This window comes from Thermoplasma sp. Kam2015 (genome assembly GCF_003205235.1).
In the GTDB taxonomy this organism is placed as follows: Archaea; Thermoplasmatota; Thermoplasmata; order Thermoplasmatales; family Thermoplasmataceae; genus Thermoplasma.
Map to the genome: position 1 here is coordinate 24,328 of NZ_QJSM01000003.1, position 16,175 is coordinate 40,502.

At 45.1% G+C, this 16,175-nt stretch carries 17 protein-coding genes; 14 read left to right on the forward strand and 3 right to left on the reverse strand.

All coding sequences use genetic code 11. The features are described 5' to 3' along the window. Positions 1-29: 29 nt before the first annotated feature. From fdhF to DMB44_RS00240, 9 genes are all read left to right on the forward strand, one after another. Positions 30-2,039 (forward strand): formate dehydrogenase subunit alpha, encoded by a 2,010-nt coding sequence (gene fdhF, locus DMB44_RS00200; RefSeq protein ID WP_110640054.1) that lies wholly within the window; start codon positions 30-32, stop codon positions 2,037-2,039. Next, positions 2,036-2,956: a 4Fe-4S dicluster domain-containing protein gene (locus tag DMB44_RS00205; protein ID WP_110640055.1), complete on the forward strand. Its 921-nt coding sequence runs from the start codon at positions 2,036-2,038 to the stop codon at positions 2,954-2,956. The genes fdhF and DMB44_RS00205 overlap by 4 nt, the downstream gene beginning before the upstream one ends. Beyond that, entirely contained in the window at positions 2,937-3,728 is a 792-nt protein-coding gene (locus DMB44_RS00210) for an FAD/NAD(P)-binding protein (RefSeq protein WP_237265184.1), read from the forward strand. The genes DMB44_RS00205 and DMB44_RS00210 overlap by 20 nt, the downstream gene beginning before the upstream one ends. A gap of 157 nt (positions 3,729-3,885) precedes the next feature. Beyond that, a complete protein-coding gene (locus DMB44_RS00215) occupies positions 3,886-5,316 on the forward strand; it encodes an MFS transporter (protein WP_110640056.1) in 1,431 nt (476 codons plus the stop codon). Positions 5,317-5,472: 156 nt separating this feature from the next. Beyond that, the gene (locus tag DMB44_RS00220; protein WP_110640057.1) at positions 5,473-5,925 is read left to right on the forward strand and encodes a 30S ribosomal protein S19e; all 453 of its coding nucleotides are present in this window, start codon (positions 5,473-5,475) and stop codon (positions 5,923-5,925) included. A gap of 171 nt (positions 5,926-6,096) precedes the next feature. After that, positions 6,097-6,444 (forward strand): DNA-binding protein, encoded by a 348-nt coding sequence (locus DMB44_RS00225; RefSeq protein ID WP_110640071.1) that lies wholly within the window; start codon positions 6,097-6,099, stop codon positions 6,442-6,444. Next, the gene (locus DMB44_RS00230) at positions 6,441-6,596 is read left to right on the forward strand and encodes a 50S ribosomal protein L39e (RefSeq protein ID WP_110640058.1); all 156 of its coding nucleotides are present in this window, start codon (positions 6,441-6,443) and stop codon (positions 6,594-6,596) included. The genes DMB44_RS00225 and DMB44_RS00230 overlap by 4 nt, the downstream gene beginning before the upstream one ends. A 10-nt stretch (positions 6,597-6,606) precedes the next feature. Further along, complete coding sequence (locus DMB44_RS00235; RefSeq protein WP_110640072.1) at positions 6,607-6,876, forward strand: 50S ribosomal protein L31e; 270 nt, start codon at positions 6,607-6,609, stop codon at positions 6,874-6,876. Between the two features lie 46 nt (positions 6,877-6,922). Then, positions 6,923-7,573 carry a translation initiation factor IF-6 gene (locus tag DMB44_RS00240; protein WP_110640059.1) on the forward strand — a complete coding sequence of 217 codons (651 nt, stop codon included), beginning with the start codon at positions 6,923-6,925 and terminating at the stop codon, positions 7,571-7,573. 135 nt (positions 7,574-7,708) lie between these two features. On the opposite strand, the gene pyrE is transcribed toward DMB44_RS00240, so the two are convergent. Next, the gene (gene pyrE, locus DMB44_RS00245; RefSeq protein ID WP_110640060.1) at positions 7,709-8,224 is read right to left on the reverse strand and encodes an orotate phosphoribosyltransferase; all 516 of its coding nucleotides are present in this window, start codon (positions 8,222-8,224) and stop codon (positions 7,709-7,711) included. 165 nt (positions 8,225-8,389) lie between these two features. On the opposite strand from pyrE, the gene DMB44_RS00250 reads away from it, so the two are divergent. Continuing rightward, a complete protein-coding gene (locus DMB44_RS00250; protein ID WP_110640061.1) occupies positions 8,390-10,252 on the forward strand; it encodes an ATP-dependent DNA helicase in 1,863 nt (620 codons plus the stop codon). Positions 10,253-10,304: 52 nt separating this feature from the next. Then, positions 10,305-10,760 carry a ribosomal protein S18-alanine N-acetyltransferase gene (gene rimI, locus DMB44_RS00255; RefSeq protein ID WP_110640062.1) on the forward strand — a complete coding sequence of 152 codons (456 nt, stop codon included), beginning with the start codon at positions 10,305-10,307 and terminating at the stop codon, positions 10,758-10,760. A gap of 380 nt (positions 10,761-11,140) precedes the next feature. On the opposite strand, the gene DMB44_RS00260 is transcribed toward rimI, so the two are convergent. After that, positions 11,141-12,343: a methionine adenosyltransferase gene (locus tag DMB44_RS00260; protein ID WP_110640063.1), complete on the reverse strand. Its 1,203-nt coding sequence runs from the start codon at positions 12,341-12,343 to the stop codon at positions 11,141-11,143. Between the two features lie 134 nt (positions 12,344-12,477). Here DMB44_RS00260 and purH point away from each other — a divergent pair, with 134 nt between their 5' ends. After that, positions 12,478-13,953 (forward strand): bifunctional phosphoribosylaminoimidazolecarboxamide formyltransferase/IMP cyclohydrolase, encoded by a 1,476-nt coding sequence (purH, locus tag DMB44_RS00265; RefSeq protein ID WP_110640064.1) that lies wholly within the window; start codon positions 12,478-12,480, stop codon positions 13,951-13,953. 25 nt (positions 13,954-13,978) lie between these two features. Here the strand turns inward: purH and DMB44_RS00270 are convergent, their stop codons facing one another. Continuing rightward, positions 13,979-14,734: an enoyl-CoA hydratase/isomerase family protein gene (locus DMB44_RS00270; RefSeq protein WP_110640065.1), complete on the reverse strand. Its 756-nt coding sequence runs from the start codon at positions 14,732-14,734 to the stop codon at positions 13,979-13,981. Between the two features lie 633 nt (positions 14,735-15,367). On the opposite strand from DMB44_RS00270, the gene DMB44_RS00275 reads away from it, so the two are divergent. Together DMB44_RS00275 and DMB44_RS09520 are read left to right on the forward strand one after the other, a co-directional pair. Further along, positions 15,368-15,952: an IS607 family transposase gene (locus DMB44_RS00275; RefSeq protein ID WP_110640066.1), complete on the forward strand. Its 585-nt coding sequence runs from the start codon at positions 15,368-15,370 to the stop codon at positions 15,950-15,952. Next, on the forward strand, positions 15,949-16,175 hold a 227-nt coding region (locus DMB44_RS09520), incomplete at its 3' end, for a hypothetical protein (RefSeq protein WP_237265185.1). The genes DMB44_RS00275 and DMB44_RS09520, both read left to right, overlap by 4 nt.

Consider the following 16,175-nt stretch of genomic DNA (forward strand, 5'->3'; position numbering starts at 1 on the left):
TATTTAAGACAAGATGGAATATTATAATCATGACTCTAACAATCTGTCCTTACTGCGGGACAGGATGTCAGATAGAGGTCGATTATTCAGGGGATCATTACACTGTGCATGGTTATACAAGATCCGTCGTGAATGAGGGAAAGCTATGCATCAAGGGATATCAGGGGCTTTCCTATGCAGGGTCACGCGACAGGATAACCTCTCCCATGATCAGGAGAGGGGATGTATGGACAGAGGTGAGCTGGGACGAAGCATTGGATTACGTGGCAAGGAGGCTCACCGAGATCAGGGATAAATATGGTCCGGATTCCATAGCGTTTCAGGCATCAGCGAAGTGTACGAATGAGGAGAACTATCTGATCCAGAAGATAGCACGCATGATGGGAACAAACAATGTGGATCACTGCGCAAGAAGCTGCCACAGCTCTACCGTTGCAGGACTCATACGTACGCTTGGGACAGCCGCGGCGACAGGTTCCATAAAGAGCTTGAAGTCCACCGAAACCTTCTTTGTTATAGGATCAAACACAACGGAGCAGCATCCAATAATAGGCACAACGATAATAAGGCAGAAAAAGGCTGGCAAGAAGCTGATCGTCGCCGATCCAAGGAGAACGAAGCTCGCCTCCATAGCGGACGTTTTTCTCCAGTTCAGGCCAGGATCCGACGTGGCGCTCCTGAACTCCATGATGTTTGTCATACTCAAGGAGAATCTCATTGATTCCGAGTTCATCAGAACAAGGACGACCGATTTTGATGCCTTTGCCGCCGAGATTGAGAAGTACCCGCCTGAGATAACCGAACAGATCACCGGAGTATCTCCCGATCTTTTGGAGAAAGCAGCAGAACTATATGCTGGGAACAGGCCATCGGCCATACTCTATGGTATGGGCATAACTCAGCATATACACGGTACTGAAAATGTCATGAGCGTCTCAAATCTGGCTCTTATGACCGGAAACATAGGCCGATACGGGTCAGGCATCTTTCCGCTTAGAGGCCAGAACAATGTCCAGGGGTCAAGTGATATGGGCGCCCTTTCGGAATTTTACCCCGGATACATTCCGGCAGATTCGGATGGGGTTGAAAGGTTTGAAAAGATATGGGGTGCCAAACTTCCAAGAAATATCGGTCTCATGCTCTCAGAGATGTTCGATGCGGCCATAGACGGGAGGGTTAAGGCGATATATCTCATGGGTGAAAACCCAGTGATAACAGAAGCGAATCTGTCTGATGTTGAAAAGGGCCTAAAAAACCTAGATCTGTTTGTCGTTCAGGATATATTCATGACGGAGACGGCAAAATTCGCACATGTCATCCTTCCGGCATCCTCGGCACTTGAAAAGGATGGCACATTCACAAACACTGAACGGAGGATTCAGAGGGTGGTTGCTGTGAAGGATCCGCCGGGAGATGCAAAACCAGACTGGTGGATACTGAGCCAGCTCTATTCAAGGCTGTTCCATCGTGAGGCGTACAGGTCTCCGGAGGAAATATTCAACGAGATCAGGGTGGCAATTCCAAACTACTCTGGAGCCAAGTATGAAAACCTCTATCCTGACGGAAAGCAGTGGCCGATAAACGATCAGCATCCAGAAGGGACTGAAATACTGCATGTGGAGAGGTTCACAAGGGGGCTGGGCAGATTCATGGCTATCCCGTACAAGCCACCATCTGAAACGCCAGACGATCAGTATCCATTCATCCTCACCACTGGAAGGAATTATTACCACTGGCATTCAGGCACTATGACGAGGCGCAGTGATATACTAGAAAGGGAATCTCCGAATCCGTATGTGGAGATAAGTGTCAATGACGCAAAGAAGCTGTCTATAAGGAATGGACAGAGTATAACGGTGGAATCTAGGCATGGATCCATAAGGCTGCCTGCTATGGTGACCTCCAAGATACCGGACGGGATAGTGTTTGTACCATTCCATTTCAAGGAGGCCAGGGTAAATCTACTGGTGGGAGAAAACCTGGATCCATATTCCAAGATACCGGAATTCAAGGTAGTTGCGGTTAGGGTGATCGCATGATATACGAGCTCACCGAAAAGGATATGGAGAGACTGCTTCAGAAGATAGGGGAAGAGTACGATGTATTTGGATCAAAGGAAGAACTTGGTGAGGTCGTATTCTCTAAGATATCATCATTCAGCGAGGTATCGGAGAAAAAGAGCAGCTATTCGCCGAAGGATTTTCTGATAAAGAGATCGGAGAATATACTTGAGATTCCGAGGGTGGAAAAGAAGGCTGTGTTCGGTGTGAAGAGCTGCGATCTGCGCGGATTTTACCTGATGGATCTGCAGATACTGAACAAGGATCCTTTTTATACTGTCAGGAGACAGAATACGCTGTTCATCAACTTTGTATGCACAGAGAAGTGCCCTGGCGGCTTCTGCACCTCATTCGGTGGGCCTGTGCTTGATGACTATGATATACAGGTACTCCACATAGGCCAATCATACTTTGTTGAGGCGGATCCACGATATGAAGGATATCTTGCAGGCTTCAGGCCAGCTCTGGATCAGGACGTCTTCGTAAAGCACTCCGAAGAATTCAACAGGAAGTACGGAAAGATCGAACTGAACGGCATTGAGAAGAGGATGAAGTGGTCTTCAAAGCTCTGGACGGAGTTTGCGAATTACTGCATATCCTGTGGCGCATGCAACTACTCATGCCCCACTTGCTACTGCATCGATGTCTATGACGATGAAACCGGCAGGAAGAAGGAGTGGGATTCGTGCATACTGGAAGGATTCACGAGGACCGCCGCAGGAAATGTTAGGCCGGATCTATCAGATCGGCTCAGGCAGAGGTTTTATCACAAGTTCAAATATTACAAACTTTCCAAGGGCGAGTATCTTTGCACCGGCTGCAACAGATGCGTTGATGACTGTCCTGTGGACATAGATATAAAGGAGGTGATAACGCATGATTACGATAAAGAATGAATATCTGCCGGAAAAGATGAAACCGATAAGGTTCAGAATGGAGACGGATGACACATACACAATAGTGTTCTCGAAGAGAACCATGTCCCATGCTGGGCAGTTCTACATGCTGTCTGTTGATGGCGTCGGCGAATCACCCATATCAGTTGCATCAGGCTTCGGAAATCCCCTCACATTCTCAATCAAAGCGGTAGGATCCGTAACGAAATATATAATGGATCATCGAGACTCTGCGATAGGCCTTAGAGGCCCATATGGAAATGCGTGGCCCTGGAAGGGCGCTGATCATATCGTTGCCATTGCAGGTGGCATAGGAATTCCACCCATAAAGGCGCTGATTGAAGATATGGAATCCGAGGGTAACCTGGGCGATCTCACGGTTCTCTATGGAGCCAGATCTCCTAAGGATATAGTCTACAAGAATGAAATAGAGGCATGGAAAAAGGAACTTGACTTTAGAATAACCGTTGATAACGGAGATCCATCATGGAAGGGCAATGTTGGAGTGGTTACTACGCTCATACCTGGAGTAGAGCGGTACAAAAATGGATCGGCATTTGTGATAGGTCCGCCAATAATGATGAAGTTCTCTGTCCAGGAGCTGATCAAGCATGGGTTCAGTCCTGAAAACATCTACCTATCCCTTGAACGCCGGATGGAATGCGGAATTGGAGTTTGCGGGCACTGCAATATAGGGCAGTGGTATGTGTGCGAATCAGGGCCTATATTCAGGTATTCAGATGTTATGAACGAACCGGAGGTTTTTCTTTGAATATCCATGAATTTTCCTGCCGTTAAGGAAAAATGCCTATATGTTAAGCCCATTGCGTGATAAAAATGGAAAATATGAGAATATATATCTATATATTATATTTAGATGACCCTTAACTATATCTTAGGAATATCTCAGTTGATCTGAGGAAACAGAGATGGCACAAGGGCTATTGCAGCAGCTTGATAATTCAAATGTTGGTAAATTTCATCTAAAGGCTTGGATCATCTCTGGAATGGGATTTTTCACCGATGCCTATGATCTTTTCATCATAGGTACTGTTGTTACTCTTCTTCCGCTTGCAGGCTGGAATCATCTGACGACAGCCTACGTGTCCCTCATATCTTCGGTTTCACTTCTGGCTTCGGTCATCGGTGCTTTTACCTTCGGCAGGCTTCTGGACGCGCTGGGGCGTAGCAGGGTCTACGGTTTTGAACTCATGCTGCTCATCATCGGCGCCATAGGCAGCGCGTTTCTCGTTCCGGTGAATGGCGTCATTTATCTCCTGATCTGGAGGTTTATACTGGGTCTTGGAATTGGCGGTGATTATGCCGGCAGTTCAACCATAATGGCTGAGTTTTCAAATGCAAAGAACAGGGGGCAGCTTATAGGTATGGTCTTTTCCATGCAGGGCTTTGGTCTTGTTTTTGGGCCGATAATGGCGCTGTTGATGATAAGATACATACCGGATATGGATCTTGTCTGGAGGCTGCTGCTCATGATCGGAGCAATACCTGCAGCCATAGTGCTCTATGGACGAAGAACCATTGGTGAAACCCCGAGGTACTCAATAAATGTTTCTGGCGACGTATCCTCTGCAAAGAAGGTCATTGAGAGGATATCTGGAAATTCAAGAATAACCACCGCACCGGATGAGGTCATCACAGAGAAGATAAGCTGGAAAGAAATGTTTACGGAGCGTCAGTTCCTGATGACGCTGATAGGAACCGCAGGAGCGTGGTTTGCTCTTGACTGGGCTTTTTATGGGAACTCAATAATGAGCCACCAGATGCTCTCTGCCATCGTGCCAGCATACATCGGTGGAGTTGCAAAGGTGCAGATCACAACTTTATATTCGCTTATAATCTTCGCCGTTTCAGCGCTTCCTGGGTACTGGGTCGCTACATTCACCGTGGACAGAATAGGCAGAAAGCCACTGCAGATACTGGGATTCTCAATGATGGCCATATCATATCTCGTTCTGGGATTGCTCAAATTCATATACGCCGATTCTTACATAGTCTGGTTCATGATAATATATGGGCTCAGCTACTTTTTCACGGAATTTGGTCCTAACGTTACCACGTTCATCTACAGCCCTGAGATGTTCCCGACTGCATTGAGAGGCATGGGATCAGGGCTTTCGTCTGCAGGTGGAAAGCTGGGTGCATTCATAGGCACTGCCCTCAACGTTGTGATCTTCGCAGCGTTCGGTGAGAATAATCTGTTTCTGATCCTTGCGGGCATATCACTACTTGGAGCATTGTTGACCCTATTTTTCCTGCCAGAAACATCTGGAAGGACTCTTGAGGACATATCCGGAGAGAGGGATTTTAAGAGATCCGTCGGAAGCGGATCAAGAAAATGATATTCAGTCATATCCATTTTCAGGTTTTTATCTCTCATTCATCCGTTTTCCTTCAAAATTGTTGGAAAGAATTTCAGCATTCCAAGAGAACGAAGATATCCGCATGACGAAAACATTATTAATCAAGTTTAAATATGCCCCACATCCTGTGGTAATATGGTTAGTGTCAAATACGTTCCAAGCGATCTGTTGATCAATTACGTCTCTGAGAAGTTAAAGAACGAAAAGAAGATAGCAGAGCCAGACTGGTCCAAATATGTCAAGACCGGTATAAGCCGTGAAAAATCACCGGTTAACAGGGACTGGATCTATGTACGCGCTGCCGCAATGCTGAGAAAACTTTACATAAATGGAAATCTAGGTATATCCAGAATGAGCAGCGAATACGGTGGCAAGGTAGACAGAGGATCGAAGAGATATCATGCATCTCAGGGAAGCAGATCCATAGTGAGATATCTGTTCCATGAACTGGAGAAGGCCGGGTATGTGCAGAAGACTCCGAAGGGCAGATCACTATCTCCTGAAGGCATGTCCCTGCTGGATAACGCAAGCAAGGACATAATAAAGCAGCTTGCAGAGAAAGATCCAGCGTTTCAGAAGTTCATCTGAAGCAGATGATTGGATCTGGCGTATTGAGTGCGCCAATGCCTGTGCAAAACACTTATAAGTTAAATGGAGATAGGTAACATAGTGGATATGATTGCTTGGCGGATATATCTTCAGGTGGTATATCCGTGATCTTGCTGATGAAACATGGCATCTCATCCGAAAGTGATGGATATGGATGATGACGAGGAACTTGAAAGAATAAGAAGACAGCAATTAGAGAGCATGCAAAGGCAGGCCATGCAGGAACAGATGCGTGAGGAGCAGGAGAAACAGAGAGAGGCAGAGAAGGCCAGGCGTCAGCAGATACTGAGACAGATACTCGATCCATCTGCAAGGGAGCGTCTTAACAACGTGAGGCTTGTTAGACCCGATCTGGCCGATAATGTCGAAAATCAGCTCATACAGCTTGCCAGCATGGGAAGGATCAACCGCATGCTGACAGAAAGGGATATAATTGATATATTAAGTAAGCTTACCGAAAATAAGAGAGAACCAAGGATAGAGAGGAGAAGCAAATGAGCCGGAACAAGGAACTTGGAAGAAAGATACGATTGATGAAGAAGGTAAAGCAGAACAGAAGAGTTCCTGGCTGGGTCATGATGAAGACCGCCAGGAAAGTAACGCAGAATCCGCTGCGAAGAAACTGGAGACGCGGCAGTCTAAAGATATGAGGTGAATGAAATGGCGGATGAAACGGTCACTCAGGAGGTCATAATAAACGTCCCACTTAGGGATGCAAAAGCCTCTTCAAGGAAGAGGAGAGCGGATACTGCTGTATCTGTACTCAGAAATTTTATCTCCAGAAAGATGAAGATCGATGAGTCGAAGATATGGATCGACCCGAAAGTAAGTGAAAAGATATGGGAAAGAGGAAGGGAACATATCCCATCAAAGTTATCGGTGAAGGTAATAAAATTAGAAGAGGGAACCACCGAAATCATAATGCCTTGATTCCGGTTCAATCATTTTTTGTATTCACAGTCTGCGGTGATGTGTTGTGATAAGGAAGACGTCAGTGCTTAGAAGTAACTTTATCGGTATATATGCCAAGGCTTGGGATGACGTTGCCTTCATCACAATGATGGCCGATGATAAGACTGTGGCCGATTTTCAGGAAGTCCTGCAGGTCGACGTCAGGAAAATAAGCATAGATAACTCCAGCCTGATAGGAACGATGATGGTGATGAACTCAAACGGCCTCATCGTACCCTATGGCTCAGAGATAGCTGGCCTTGGAGATCTCGACGGCAGGAACGTGTTACAGTTGAAGGACAAGATAAACGCCATTGGAAACGACATTATAGCCAACGATCACGGCGCAATAATCCATAAAAATTTCAGCAACAGATCCAGGAAGGAGATAGAAGACACGCTTGGCGTGGAAACAATACGGACGACAATAGGAAATATCCTGACCGTTGGTTCAGCCGGTATACTCACCTCCAAGGGTATGCTCGTCAATCCGGAAACCGATGAGGACGAACTTGAGTTTCTCAAGGATTTCTTCAAAGTGTCCGTAAAATCAGGAACGGCAAATTTCGGAAGCATCTATGTGGGCGCCTCGATAGTGGCAAATTCGAAGGGGGTGCTTGTGGGAAAAGATACAACGCCGATAGAAATGGATAGGATTGACGACGTACTTTCATGAACGTATGCTAAATCCATCCGGATCCTTAGGCAATCGCTGAATGGCAATAGGCTTAGAATTGAGGTAATGACATCTGGCGATGGAATATTTGAAATAACATATCGTCCTCAAGATTACGCTGTTCCTTGCCAGGATCTATCTTCTGAACCCTCTGACCTGAGATATCTTTATTATGGGTTTGAGTTCTATGCCGTTTTCCCTGAGAAGTTCGGATCCGCCTTCCTCCCTGTCAACGACGCAGAAAGCGCGCTTAACAATCGCGCCATTTTCACGCAGTGTCTGCACAGCCTTCAGCACAGAATTTCCTGTGGTGACAACGTCCTCTATGACATCTATCTCCTCCCCCTTTTCAAGCTTTCCAACAAGGAGGCTCATGGTTCCATGCGATCGTTCCTTCCTCACGATTATGTAGGGTACAGAAAGCTGCAGGGCCGTTGCGACAACAAGCGGAACGGCACCGAGTTCCATGCCAGCTATCTTCTTTGATCTTATCATGGTAGAAAATTCAGATGCTATATTTTTCAGCAGAGATGGGTCTGTCGCCGCCTCCTTTATGTCAACATAATATGTGGATCTTTTTCCAGATGTTAATACAAAATCACCGAATTTTATCGCGCCAACTCTCAGTAGATCCTCTTCAAGTCCAACCATATAATATCATAAGGGCTATGGGCTTGTAAGAAAAAAAGGTTTCCATATTGAATTATGCAGGCCACAGATGATCAACATCATCTCTGGGTGTTATGAGGCCGGAACCTCATTGAGACGATTTCGGAGGTCATGTTAATTAACCAGCATAGCATATTTCAGCGGACAATGTACGAGAACAGGCAGTATCAGGCAGAGGCCATAGATTTCCTCGGTAAATCACTCCAGGATCATTATGGCGTGGCGTTGGAATCGCCAACAGGATCTGGAAAGACCATAATGGCTCTTAGATCTGCTCTGAAATATGCCAGCGAAAGGAAGCTGAAGATCCTGTATCTCGTGCGCACAAATTCTCAAGAGGAACAGGTCATCAGAGAGCTTCGCGCGATTTCTTCTGCGACAAAGGTCAGGGCTATACCGATGCAGGGTAGAGTTAACATGTGCATACTCTACCATATGATCGAGGATCTCCATGAGATAAATGCAGAATCGCTGGCCAAATTCTGCAACATGAAGAAACGCGAGGTCATGGCGGGCAACGAATCTGCCTGCCCATATTTCAACTTCAAGATAAGATCGGACGAAACTAAGAGATATATATTCGAAGAACTCCCAACCGCAGAGGAGTTCTATGAATACGGAGAAAGAAACAACGTTTGCCCGTACGAGAGCATGAAGGCAGCACTGCCTGATGCAGAGATTGTTGTGGCGCCGTATGCTTATTTTCTCAACAGAAACATAGCTGAAAAGTTTCTCAGCCACTGGGGTGTATCAAGAAACCAGCTCGTGATCATCCTCGACGAGGCGCACAATCTTCCGGATATAGGCCGATCAATAGGATCGTTCAGGATATCCATTGAATCGCTCAACAGGGCCGACAAGGAGGCACAGGCCTACGGCGATCCAGAACTTTCACAGAAGATACATGTATCTGATCTCATAGAGATGGTAAGAAGCGCCCTTCAGAGCATGGTGAGCGAGAGATGCCAGAAGGGGGACGTCAGGATCAGATTCCAGGAATTCATGGAGTACATGATGATAATGAACAAGAAGGGAGAAAGGGAGATACGTTCTCTCTTCAACTATCTCTATCTTTTCGGAGAGTACGTTGAAAATGAGAAGGAAAAGGTGGGCAAGGTACCGTTCAGTTACTGCTCATCCGTTGCCAGCAGGCTGTCTGCGTTTTCGGATCAGGATGAGGAAAGATACGCCGCCATTCTTTCTCCAGAAGAGTCTGGGTATATCCAGGCAGCTTGCCTCGATCCATCAGGAATCCTGGAGGTTCTGAAGGAATCCAAGACCATACACATGTCCGGTACGCTCGATCCCTTTGATTTTTACTCAGACATAACTGGTTTTGAAATCCCATTCAAGAAGATAGGCGAAATATTTCCGCCGGAAAACAGGTACATCGCATACTATGATGGTGTATCGTCCAAGTATGACACTCTGGATGAAAGAGAACTGGACAAGATGGCAACCATCATAGAAGAGATAGTGACAAAGGTCAGGAGAAACACCATAGTTTATTTTCCTTCATACTCGCTGATGGATAAGGTTGAGAACAGGGTCTCATTTGATCATATGAAGGAATACAGGGGCATAGATCAGAAGGATCTCTATGCCATGCTTCGAAAATTCAGAAAGGGAAATGGTACCATATTTGCAGTCTCCGGAGGCAGATTATCGGAGGGTATAAACTTCCCCGGAAATGAGCTCGAGATGATAATACTTGCAGGTCTCCCATTCCCCAGGCCTGACGCATTGAACAGATCACTCTTTGATTACTACGAGAGAAAATACGGCAAGGGCTGGGAATACAGCGTGGTGTACCCAACGGCCATAAAGATAAGGCAGGAAATAGGGAGGCTCATCAGAAGTGCTGATGACGTGGGTGCGTGTGTCATACTTGATAAAAGATCTGGGCAGTTCAGGAGATTCATACCAGATCTCAGGAAGACTTCCGATCCGGCTTCAGATATCTACAATTTCTTTTCATCGCTTAAAGCTAGAGAAAAATACAGCGCATGATCCATCCGTGGAAAATGTTTTAAGCCTGTTTTGATATGTAAATCTGGTTTATATGGCTATAAACGCTGTGGCTGGCTTCATCAGGGAGTTCTCTCCTAAGGATATTGATCAGGTCTACAGGATAGCACAGAACTCCCTGACAGAGTTCTATACCCAGTCCCTGATAATGGATCTTCACAGGGAATGGCCTGAATCATTCATGGTGTATACGATAACGGATACGGTTGTTGGTTTCATAGTGGGCTCAAAGTATTCCAGAACCGAAGCCAGAATACTTCTCTTTGCGGTTGATGAGAGGTTCAGGAAAATGGGAGTAGGTTCCGCGTTGATGGACAGATTCCTTCAGCTGTGCAGAGAGGAGAACATGCTGAGTGTGCGGCTGGAGGTCAGAACGGATAATGATGAGGCCATACGCTTCTATAAGAAATATGGATTTGTTATAACGGCATTGCTTCCTGGATATTACAGCGATTCTTCAAATGCATATACCATGTGGCGCATCATATGAATGCATTCAATTTATTGAAAAGTTAGAAGTTTGAGGAAGTTTTTAAAATTCAGATGTTCAGATGTGATATGGGTGGATTTTTCCGGTGGAAATGTTTAATATTTAGTTTGCAAAATTCATAAGAACGGGCTTATGCAGGCCTCATACAAGAGTGTTTGCATCATGATACGGTCTTGTACTGAATCAGATGCACAGGCAAAGGGCTATTCACTGAAAGGAATTTTAGAAGATTCAGCTGAATGATAGATCACCATGACTTCACATTATGATGTTTTGGCCATCGAAATCAACTGCGATATAATATTTTACAGAAACTTGGCGTAAATCCAAAAATAAAAATTGAAAATAAAAAATTGGCCACCTAGATGTGGTCATCCCGCTTAGAATACAGGGATCTTGCCTTCGACAAACTGCATAGTCAGATCCGATATGTGGGCAATTCTGTCGTCAACGAGATTTCTTATGTTGTTCTTGTGCTTTGAATGATCAACGTTCCCCTCATATATGACCTGTACGCTTGCCACATGTGGATCGTCTATGGGCCTACCTATCTGCGAAACTATCCTGACCAGTACTTCAGCGATGTCGTTGCCTTCCTCCTTCACTATATCGTTCGCTATCTTGTTTGACAGAACGTTATAGAGCTTTCCCACGTGCGTGACCGGGTTCTTTCCTGCGGCAGCCTCCATGCTCATGGCCCTGTACGGTGTTATCAATCCATTGACTCTGTTTCCCCTTCCTACTGATCCATCATCGCCGTTCTCCATGGACATGCCTGTGACCGTAAGATATCCAACGGCCTTGCCATCTTCCTTTATATCCGCGGTATTTATGAAAACCTTTACCTCCTTGTCGGTGTATTCAACAGCGTTGTCCAGGACGAGCTGCTTAAGTTCATCCTTTATATTGAAGTATTCGTCGGCATCGTGGATGTATTTATCCACCATTGCTGCCGCCACAGTCAGGTTTATAGTGTCCTTCTGCCTGAATCCCATGACCTTGATATCATAGCCAACCATGGGCATCTTCTTCTTGAGCTCTCCATTAAGGTATTTCTCCGTATTCAGAACCATGTTTTCAGTTTCTGACAGAGGTGCAAAACCAACCCCGAATGATGTGTCGTTGGCCTCAAGCTTCTTTGTGTCGTAGACCTCCACAAGATCAACGGACCCCTGGCCTATCCTTGAATCTATCATGACATCTGCGTCAACGTCCAGGTGCTTGAAATGTTCTCTGAGATAGTCTCTGGCAGCCTTTATCGTTATAGATTTGAACGGCACACGGTCATTGCCAACCTTGGTCGTTGCCCTTCCACTGAGAAGTATATAAGTCGGCTCCAGAACAAGCCCACCTCCATACTTGGGTGCCGACTGCCCGCCGACGACCTCAACCTGATCCGTGTTGTGGTGCAGGATCCTACCGTAGTGCTCTATGTAATATTTTGATAGGGATCTGCTAACTGCCTCTGCAATACCGTCTGCAACGCTATCTGGATGCCCGATACCCTTCCTCTCCACTATTTCAACTTCTTTCTTTGGAGTCGGTATCTGGTGCAGCTCCTCGACTGAGATATTTCTCTCCATAATTAACCTCTGGATAGTCCATATTTATGGTTTATTAAATGTTTTGTAAGCAAATTCCAAATATTACGGCATCTGAAAATAATATTACTATTAGTAATTAGAACAATATTTATGCCCTCCGTTGAATAACACCCATGAACTTCCTCATAAGTGTTTATGACAAGACTGGCCTGATCGATTTTCTCTCGAGCATAAAGAGCAAGATCGATCTGGTATACGCAACATCCGGTACCTACAGATCGCTCGGAGGCTTGGGCCTGAAACTTCATGAGACATCTGAGATAACCGGCTTCGAGGACCTTCTAGGTGGAAGGGTAAAGACGCTTCATCCGATGCTGTACGCCGGCCTTCTATACAGGGACAGGAATGATGGAGACCAGATAAAATTCGATGTTGTCATATCAAATCTATATCCATTCAGTACTGATATGAAGAGCGAGGACGAAATGATAGAGAACATCGACATTGGCGGCGTTTCGCTGACCAGGGCAGCCGCGAAGAACTACAGGAACATACTGATACTGACTTCTCCTGATGACTATGCAGCAGCCGCTAAGGTGATCAACTCCGGATCCATACCGGAAGAATACAGAAAGAGAATGGCCATGAAGGCCTTCATAAGGATGGCCGAATATGATGCGAAGATACATGAGGGCCTTTCAAGGGTTTTCGGCATGGATCCAGATTCATACGCTGTCATAGGCCATGATGGAGAAAAGTTGAGATATGGTGAAAACCCGGATCAGGAAGGATATCTGTTCATGAATAGTGCGCATGTCGGTGTGGCAGGGGCAGAAAAGCTCAACGGAAAAGAGCTTTCATACAATAATATACTGGATGCTGATTCGGCCTTCGAGACCGCGCTTGAGTTTCAAGATCCTGCAGTGGTTGTCATGAAGCATAACACACCCTCTGGCGTGGCGCAAGACGGCGACATAGTGGCTGCCTTCAGGAAGGCATGGGATGCCGATTCTGAGAGCGCATACGGTTCTGTGATAGCAGTTAACAGAAAGGTCACGGAGGAACTGGCCGCTGCCATGAAGCCTTACTTCATAGAGGTTGTTCTTGCTCCGGACTACGAAGATAAGGCGCTGGATCTGCTCAGAAAGAAGAAGAACCTCCGTGTTCTCAGGGTGAACTGGCAGAGGGACACAAGGCTGCGCATAAGGTCAGTATCGGGAGGATTTCTGGCTCAGACACCGATGCATGCCTCCATTGATGCATCTTCCCTCAAGCTAGTTACGGAGAGATCCGCCGATCCGAAATCGCTGGAGGATCTATTGTTCGCATGGAAGGTGGTGGCCAGATCGAGAAGCAATGCTATAGTATTCGCGAAGGATCTGGTGACAACCGGTATAGGTGCCGGTCAGACCTCAAGGGTGGAGGCAGTTAGGATAGCTGCGCAGCGTGCCGGTGATCGTTCAAAGGGATCAGTGATGGCCTCTGATGCGTTCTTCCCGTTCCCTGATAGCATCGATGTGGCAGCAGATGCTGGAATAAAGGCCATAATCCAGCCAGGCGGATCAATAAGGGATGATGAAGTTATAAAACGCTGCAACGAGCTCGGAATACCCATGTACTTCACAGGAAAAAGAGTGTTCCTCCATTAAAATTTATAATTATAAATCAAAAATTTTATTCTCCCTTGAAAACAGGTTTCCTCTTTTCCTTGAATGCGGTGAGCCCCTCCTTAGCATCCTTTGTTCTGAACGTAAGCGCAAACTTTTCCTTCTCCATCTCGTAGCCCTCCCTTCTCGTATAGGTCATCACTTCTTTTATATATCTGACTGAAACTGCAGGTTTTTCCGCCAGATCCCTGGCCAACTTTATGGCCTCATCAAGATAGTTTTCAGATACCATATTCACTATTCCATGCGAAAGGGCCTCCTTTTCATCTATCACACGCCCGGTCAGAGCAAGATATTTTCCATAAGATGGGCCGGCCAGATCTATTATCCTTTGCGTTCCGCCGAAACCGGGCATTATACCGAGGCCAACCTCAGGAAATCCATACTTCGTATTAACGTCTGATATGCGAAAATCGCATGCAAGCGCCAGCTCAAAGCCTCCACCAAGCGCATAGCCATGGACAGCCGCGATAACTGGTTTTTCATAGGTCGCTATGCTGTTCATAACATTCTGGCCCAGATCCGAGAAATGATAGGCGGCCCGGTCATCCATCGTCAGAAAGTTGTTTATGTCAGCTCCAGCGGAGAACGCACGGTCACTTCCCCTCAGAACAACAACTTTCCCAGATTCCCTGATGGCCTTCTCCACCTCGTCCAGGACATCAATGGTGAGGGGATTTAAAGGATTCTCCCTCTTTATCTGTACAATTCTTACATTGCCTTCATCCTGTATCTTTATCTCCCTATAAACCTCATCAGACATACAGCACCTCCATCATATATCCGCCCATCGCTTGAGCTCCGGATCCTCCTGCCTCAACGATCGGCATCTGGCTCTATGAATATATTTCGTACAAGCCCAATGCGGAAATCTCCACAGGCATATTTTCGGATCTCATCGATCCTACTCAAGTACCACGCCGCTTGCTTTTTGCGGAGGATACAGAGAAGAAAACAGAAAGACAATTTATAAATCTTTCCAAATGAGAAGTCCGTAAGTCTTGTATCAGAAGAGAGAATTCTATTACTAAATGGAAAATTATCTGATCTTGACGATCTTTCCCACGGTTTCGAATTCTATGGGGTGAAATTGAAAATAACCGCATGAAAAGCTTGTTGTCCATGATCACATGCTTTTATAGAAAAGTCAGGATATTGAGGGAATCTGTAAAACTCCCACCTTCGGGGAGGAGATGCACGAAACACTCAATGGATATATTTATAAACGAGCCTCCCAGGTTTTTATCCTCCACGATAACCAGATAGTGTGATACTCGATCGCGATGTTGTCAGCTACGCTTTTTTAGATCAGGAATCTCGATCCTTTCAGAGATGAGAGGGTTTTAACTGTTTATGGGAATATTTATATATAGTTATATATTGTTATGCAATATATATGGGTAAAATATACACAATCAGGGAAGCATGCGATATACTGCAGATAGATGCAACCACATTAATGAGATGGGATCGTGAAGGAAAAATACACTGCATAAGATTATCAAATAATTTCAGGAGAGTACCAAAGAAGGAAATAGACAGAATATTGGGAATAAAAAACAATAGAGTAGATGCAGTATATGCAAGGGTATCATCAAATGACCAGAAGAATGATTTATACAATCAGATAAACAGATTAAGATCATCATATCCCGATGCTATTGTATATTCAGATATAAGATCAGGATTAAAGTTCAACAGAGAGGGATTCAATGAATTATTGAATAGAATAGAGAACGATGAGATTAATAATATTTACATTACACACAAGGATAGACTGGCAAGATTCGGCTTTGATTTAATAGAAAGTATATGCAAAATGCATAATACAAATATTATAGAAACAGATGGCAATGAAATATTATCAGCCAACGAGGGGCTCACAATGGATTTGATATCCATAATAACATCGTTCTCAACAAGACTGTATGGATTGAGGTCACATAAAATGAAAAACATACTGGGGGCACTAAAAGAATGAGCCATTTATGGAAATCCAAAGGTGATAAAAGAACCATCTCATTTTATTATAATCCAGATGATAATATTATAAAATATCTAGAGGATATGAGGGATCTAATAAATAAGGCTATAATAAATGCATACTCGATAGCCAAATCCAACAACAATGAACTGCCATCCCCCATTACCCTTAGAAGATCATTAAAGAAATATTATGATAACAATATTGATTACGCCAAACA

Coding starts and splice junctions, on each gene's coding strand:
- DMB44_RS00230 (WP_110640058.1), top strand. CDS start 6,441: ATGAGCCGGAACAAGGAACTTGGAAGAAAGATACGATTGATGAAGAAG.
- purH (WP_110640064.1), top strand. CDS start 12,478: ATGAACTTCCTCATAAGTGTTTATGACAAGACTGGCCTGATCGATTTT.
- DMB44_RS00235 (WP_110640072.1), top strand. CDS start 6,607: ATGGCGGATGAAACGGTCACTCAGGAGGTCATAATAAACGTCCCACTT.
- DMB44_RS00270 (WP_110640065.1), bottom strand. CDS start 14,734: ATGTCTGATGAGGTTTATAGGGAGATAAAGATACAGGATGAAGGCAAT.
- DMB44_RS00260 (WP_110640063.1), bottom strand. CDS start 12,343: ATGGAGAGAAATATCTCAGTCGAGGAGCTGCACCAGATACCGACTCCA.
- pyrE (WP_110640060.1), bottom strand. CDS start 8,224: ATGGTTGGACTTGAAGAGGATCTACTGAGAGTTGGCGCGATAAAATTC.
- DMB44_RS00210 (WP_237265184.1), top strand. CDS start 2,937: ATGATTACGATAAAGAATGAATATCTGCCGGAAAAGATGAAACCGATA.
- DMB44_RS00275 (WP_110640066.1), top strand. CDS start 15,368: ATGGGTAAAATATACACAATCAGGGAAGCATGCGATATACTGCAGATA.
- DMB44_RS00250 (WP_110640061.1), top strand. CDS start 8,390: ATGTACGAGAACAGGCAGTATCAGGCAGAGGCCATAGATTTCCTCGGT.
- DMB44_RS00225 (WP_110640071.1), top strand. CDS start 6,097: ATGGATGATGACGAGGAACTTGAAAGAATAAGAAGACAGCAATTAGAG.
- DMB44_RS00220 (WP_110640057.1), top strand. CDS start 5,473: ATGGTTAGTGTCAAATACGTTCCAAGCGATCTGTTGATCAATTACGTC.
- DMB44_RS00215 (WP_110640056.1), top strand. CDS start 3,886: ATGGCACAAGGGCTATTGCAGCAGCTTGATAATTCAAATGTTGGTAAA.
- fdhF (WP_110640054.1), top strand. CDS start 30: ATGACTCTAACAATCTGTCCTTACTGCGGGACAGGATGTCAGATAGAG.
- rimI (WP_110640062.1), top strand. CDS start 10,305: ATGGCTATAAACGCTGTGGCTGGCTTCATCAGGGAGTTCTCTCCTAAG.
- DMB44_RS00205 (WP_110640055.1), top strand. CDS start 2,036: ATGATATACGAGCTCACCGAAAAGGATATGGAGAGACTGCTTCAGAAG.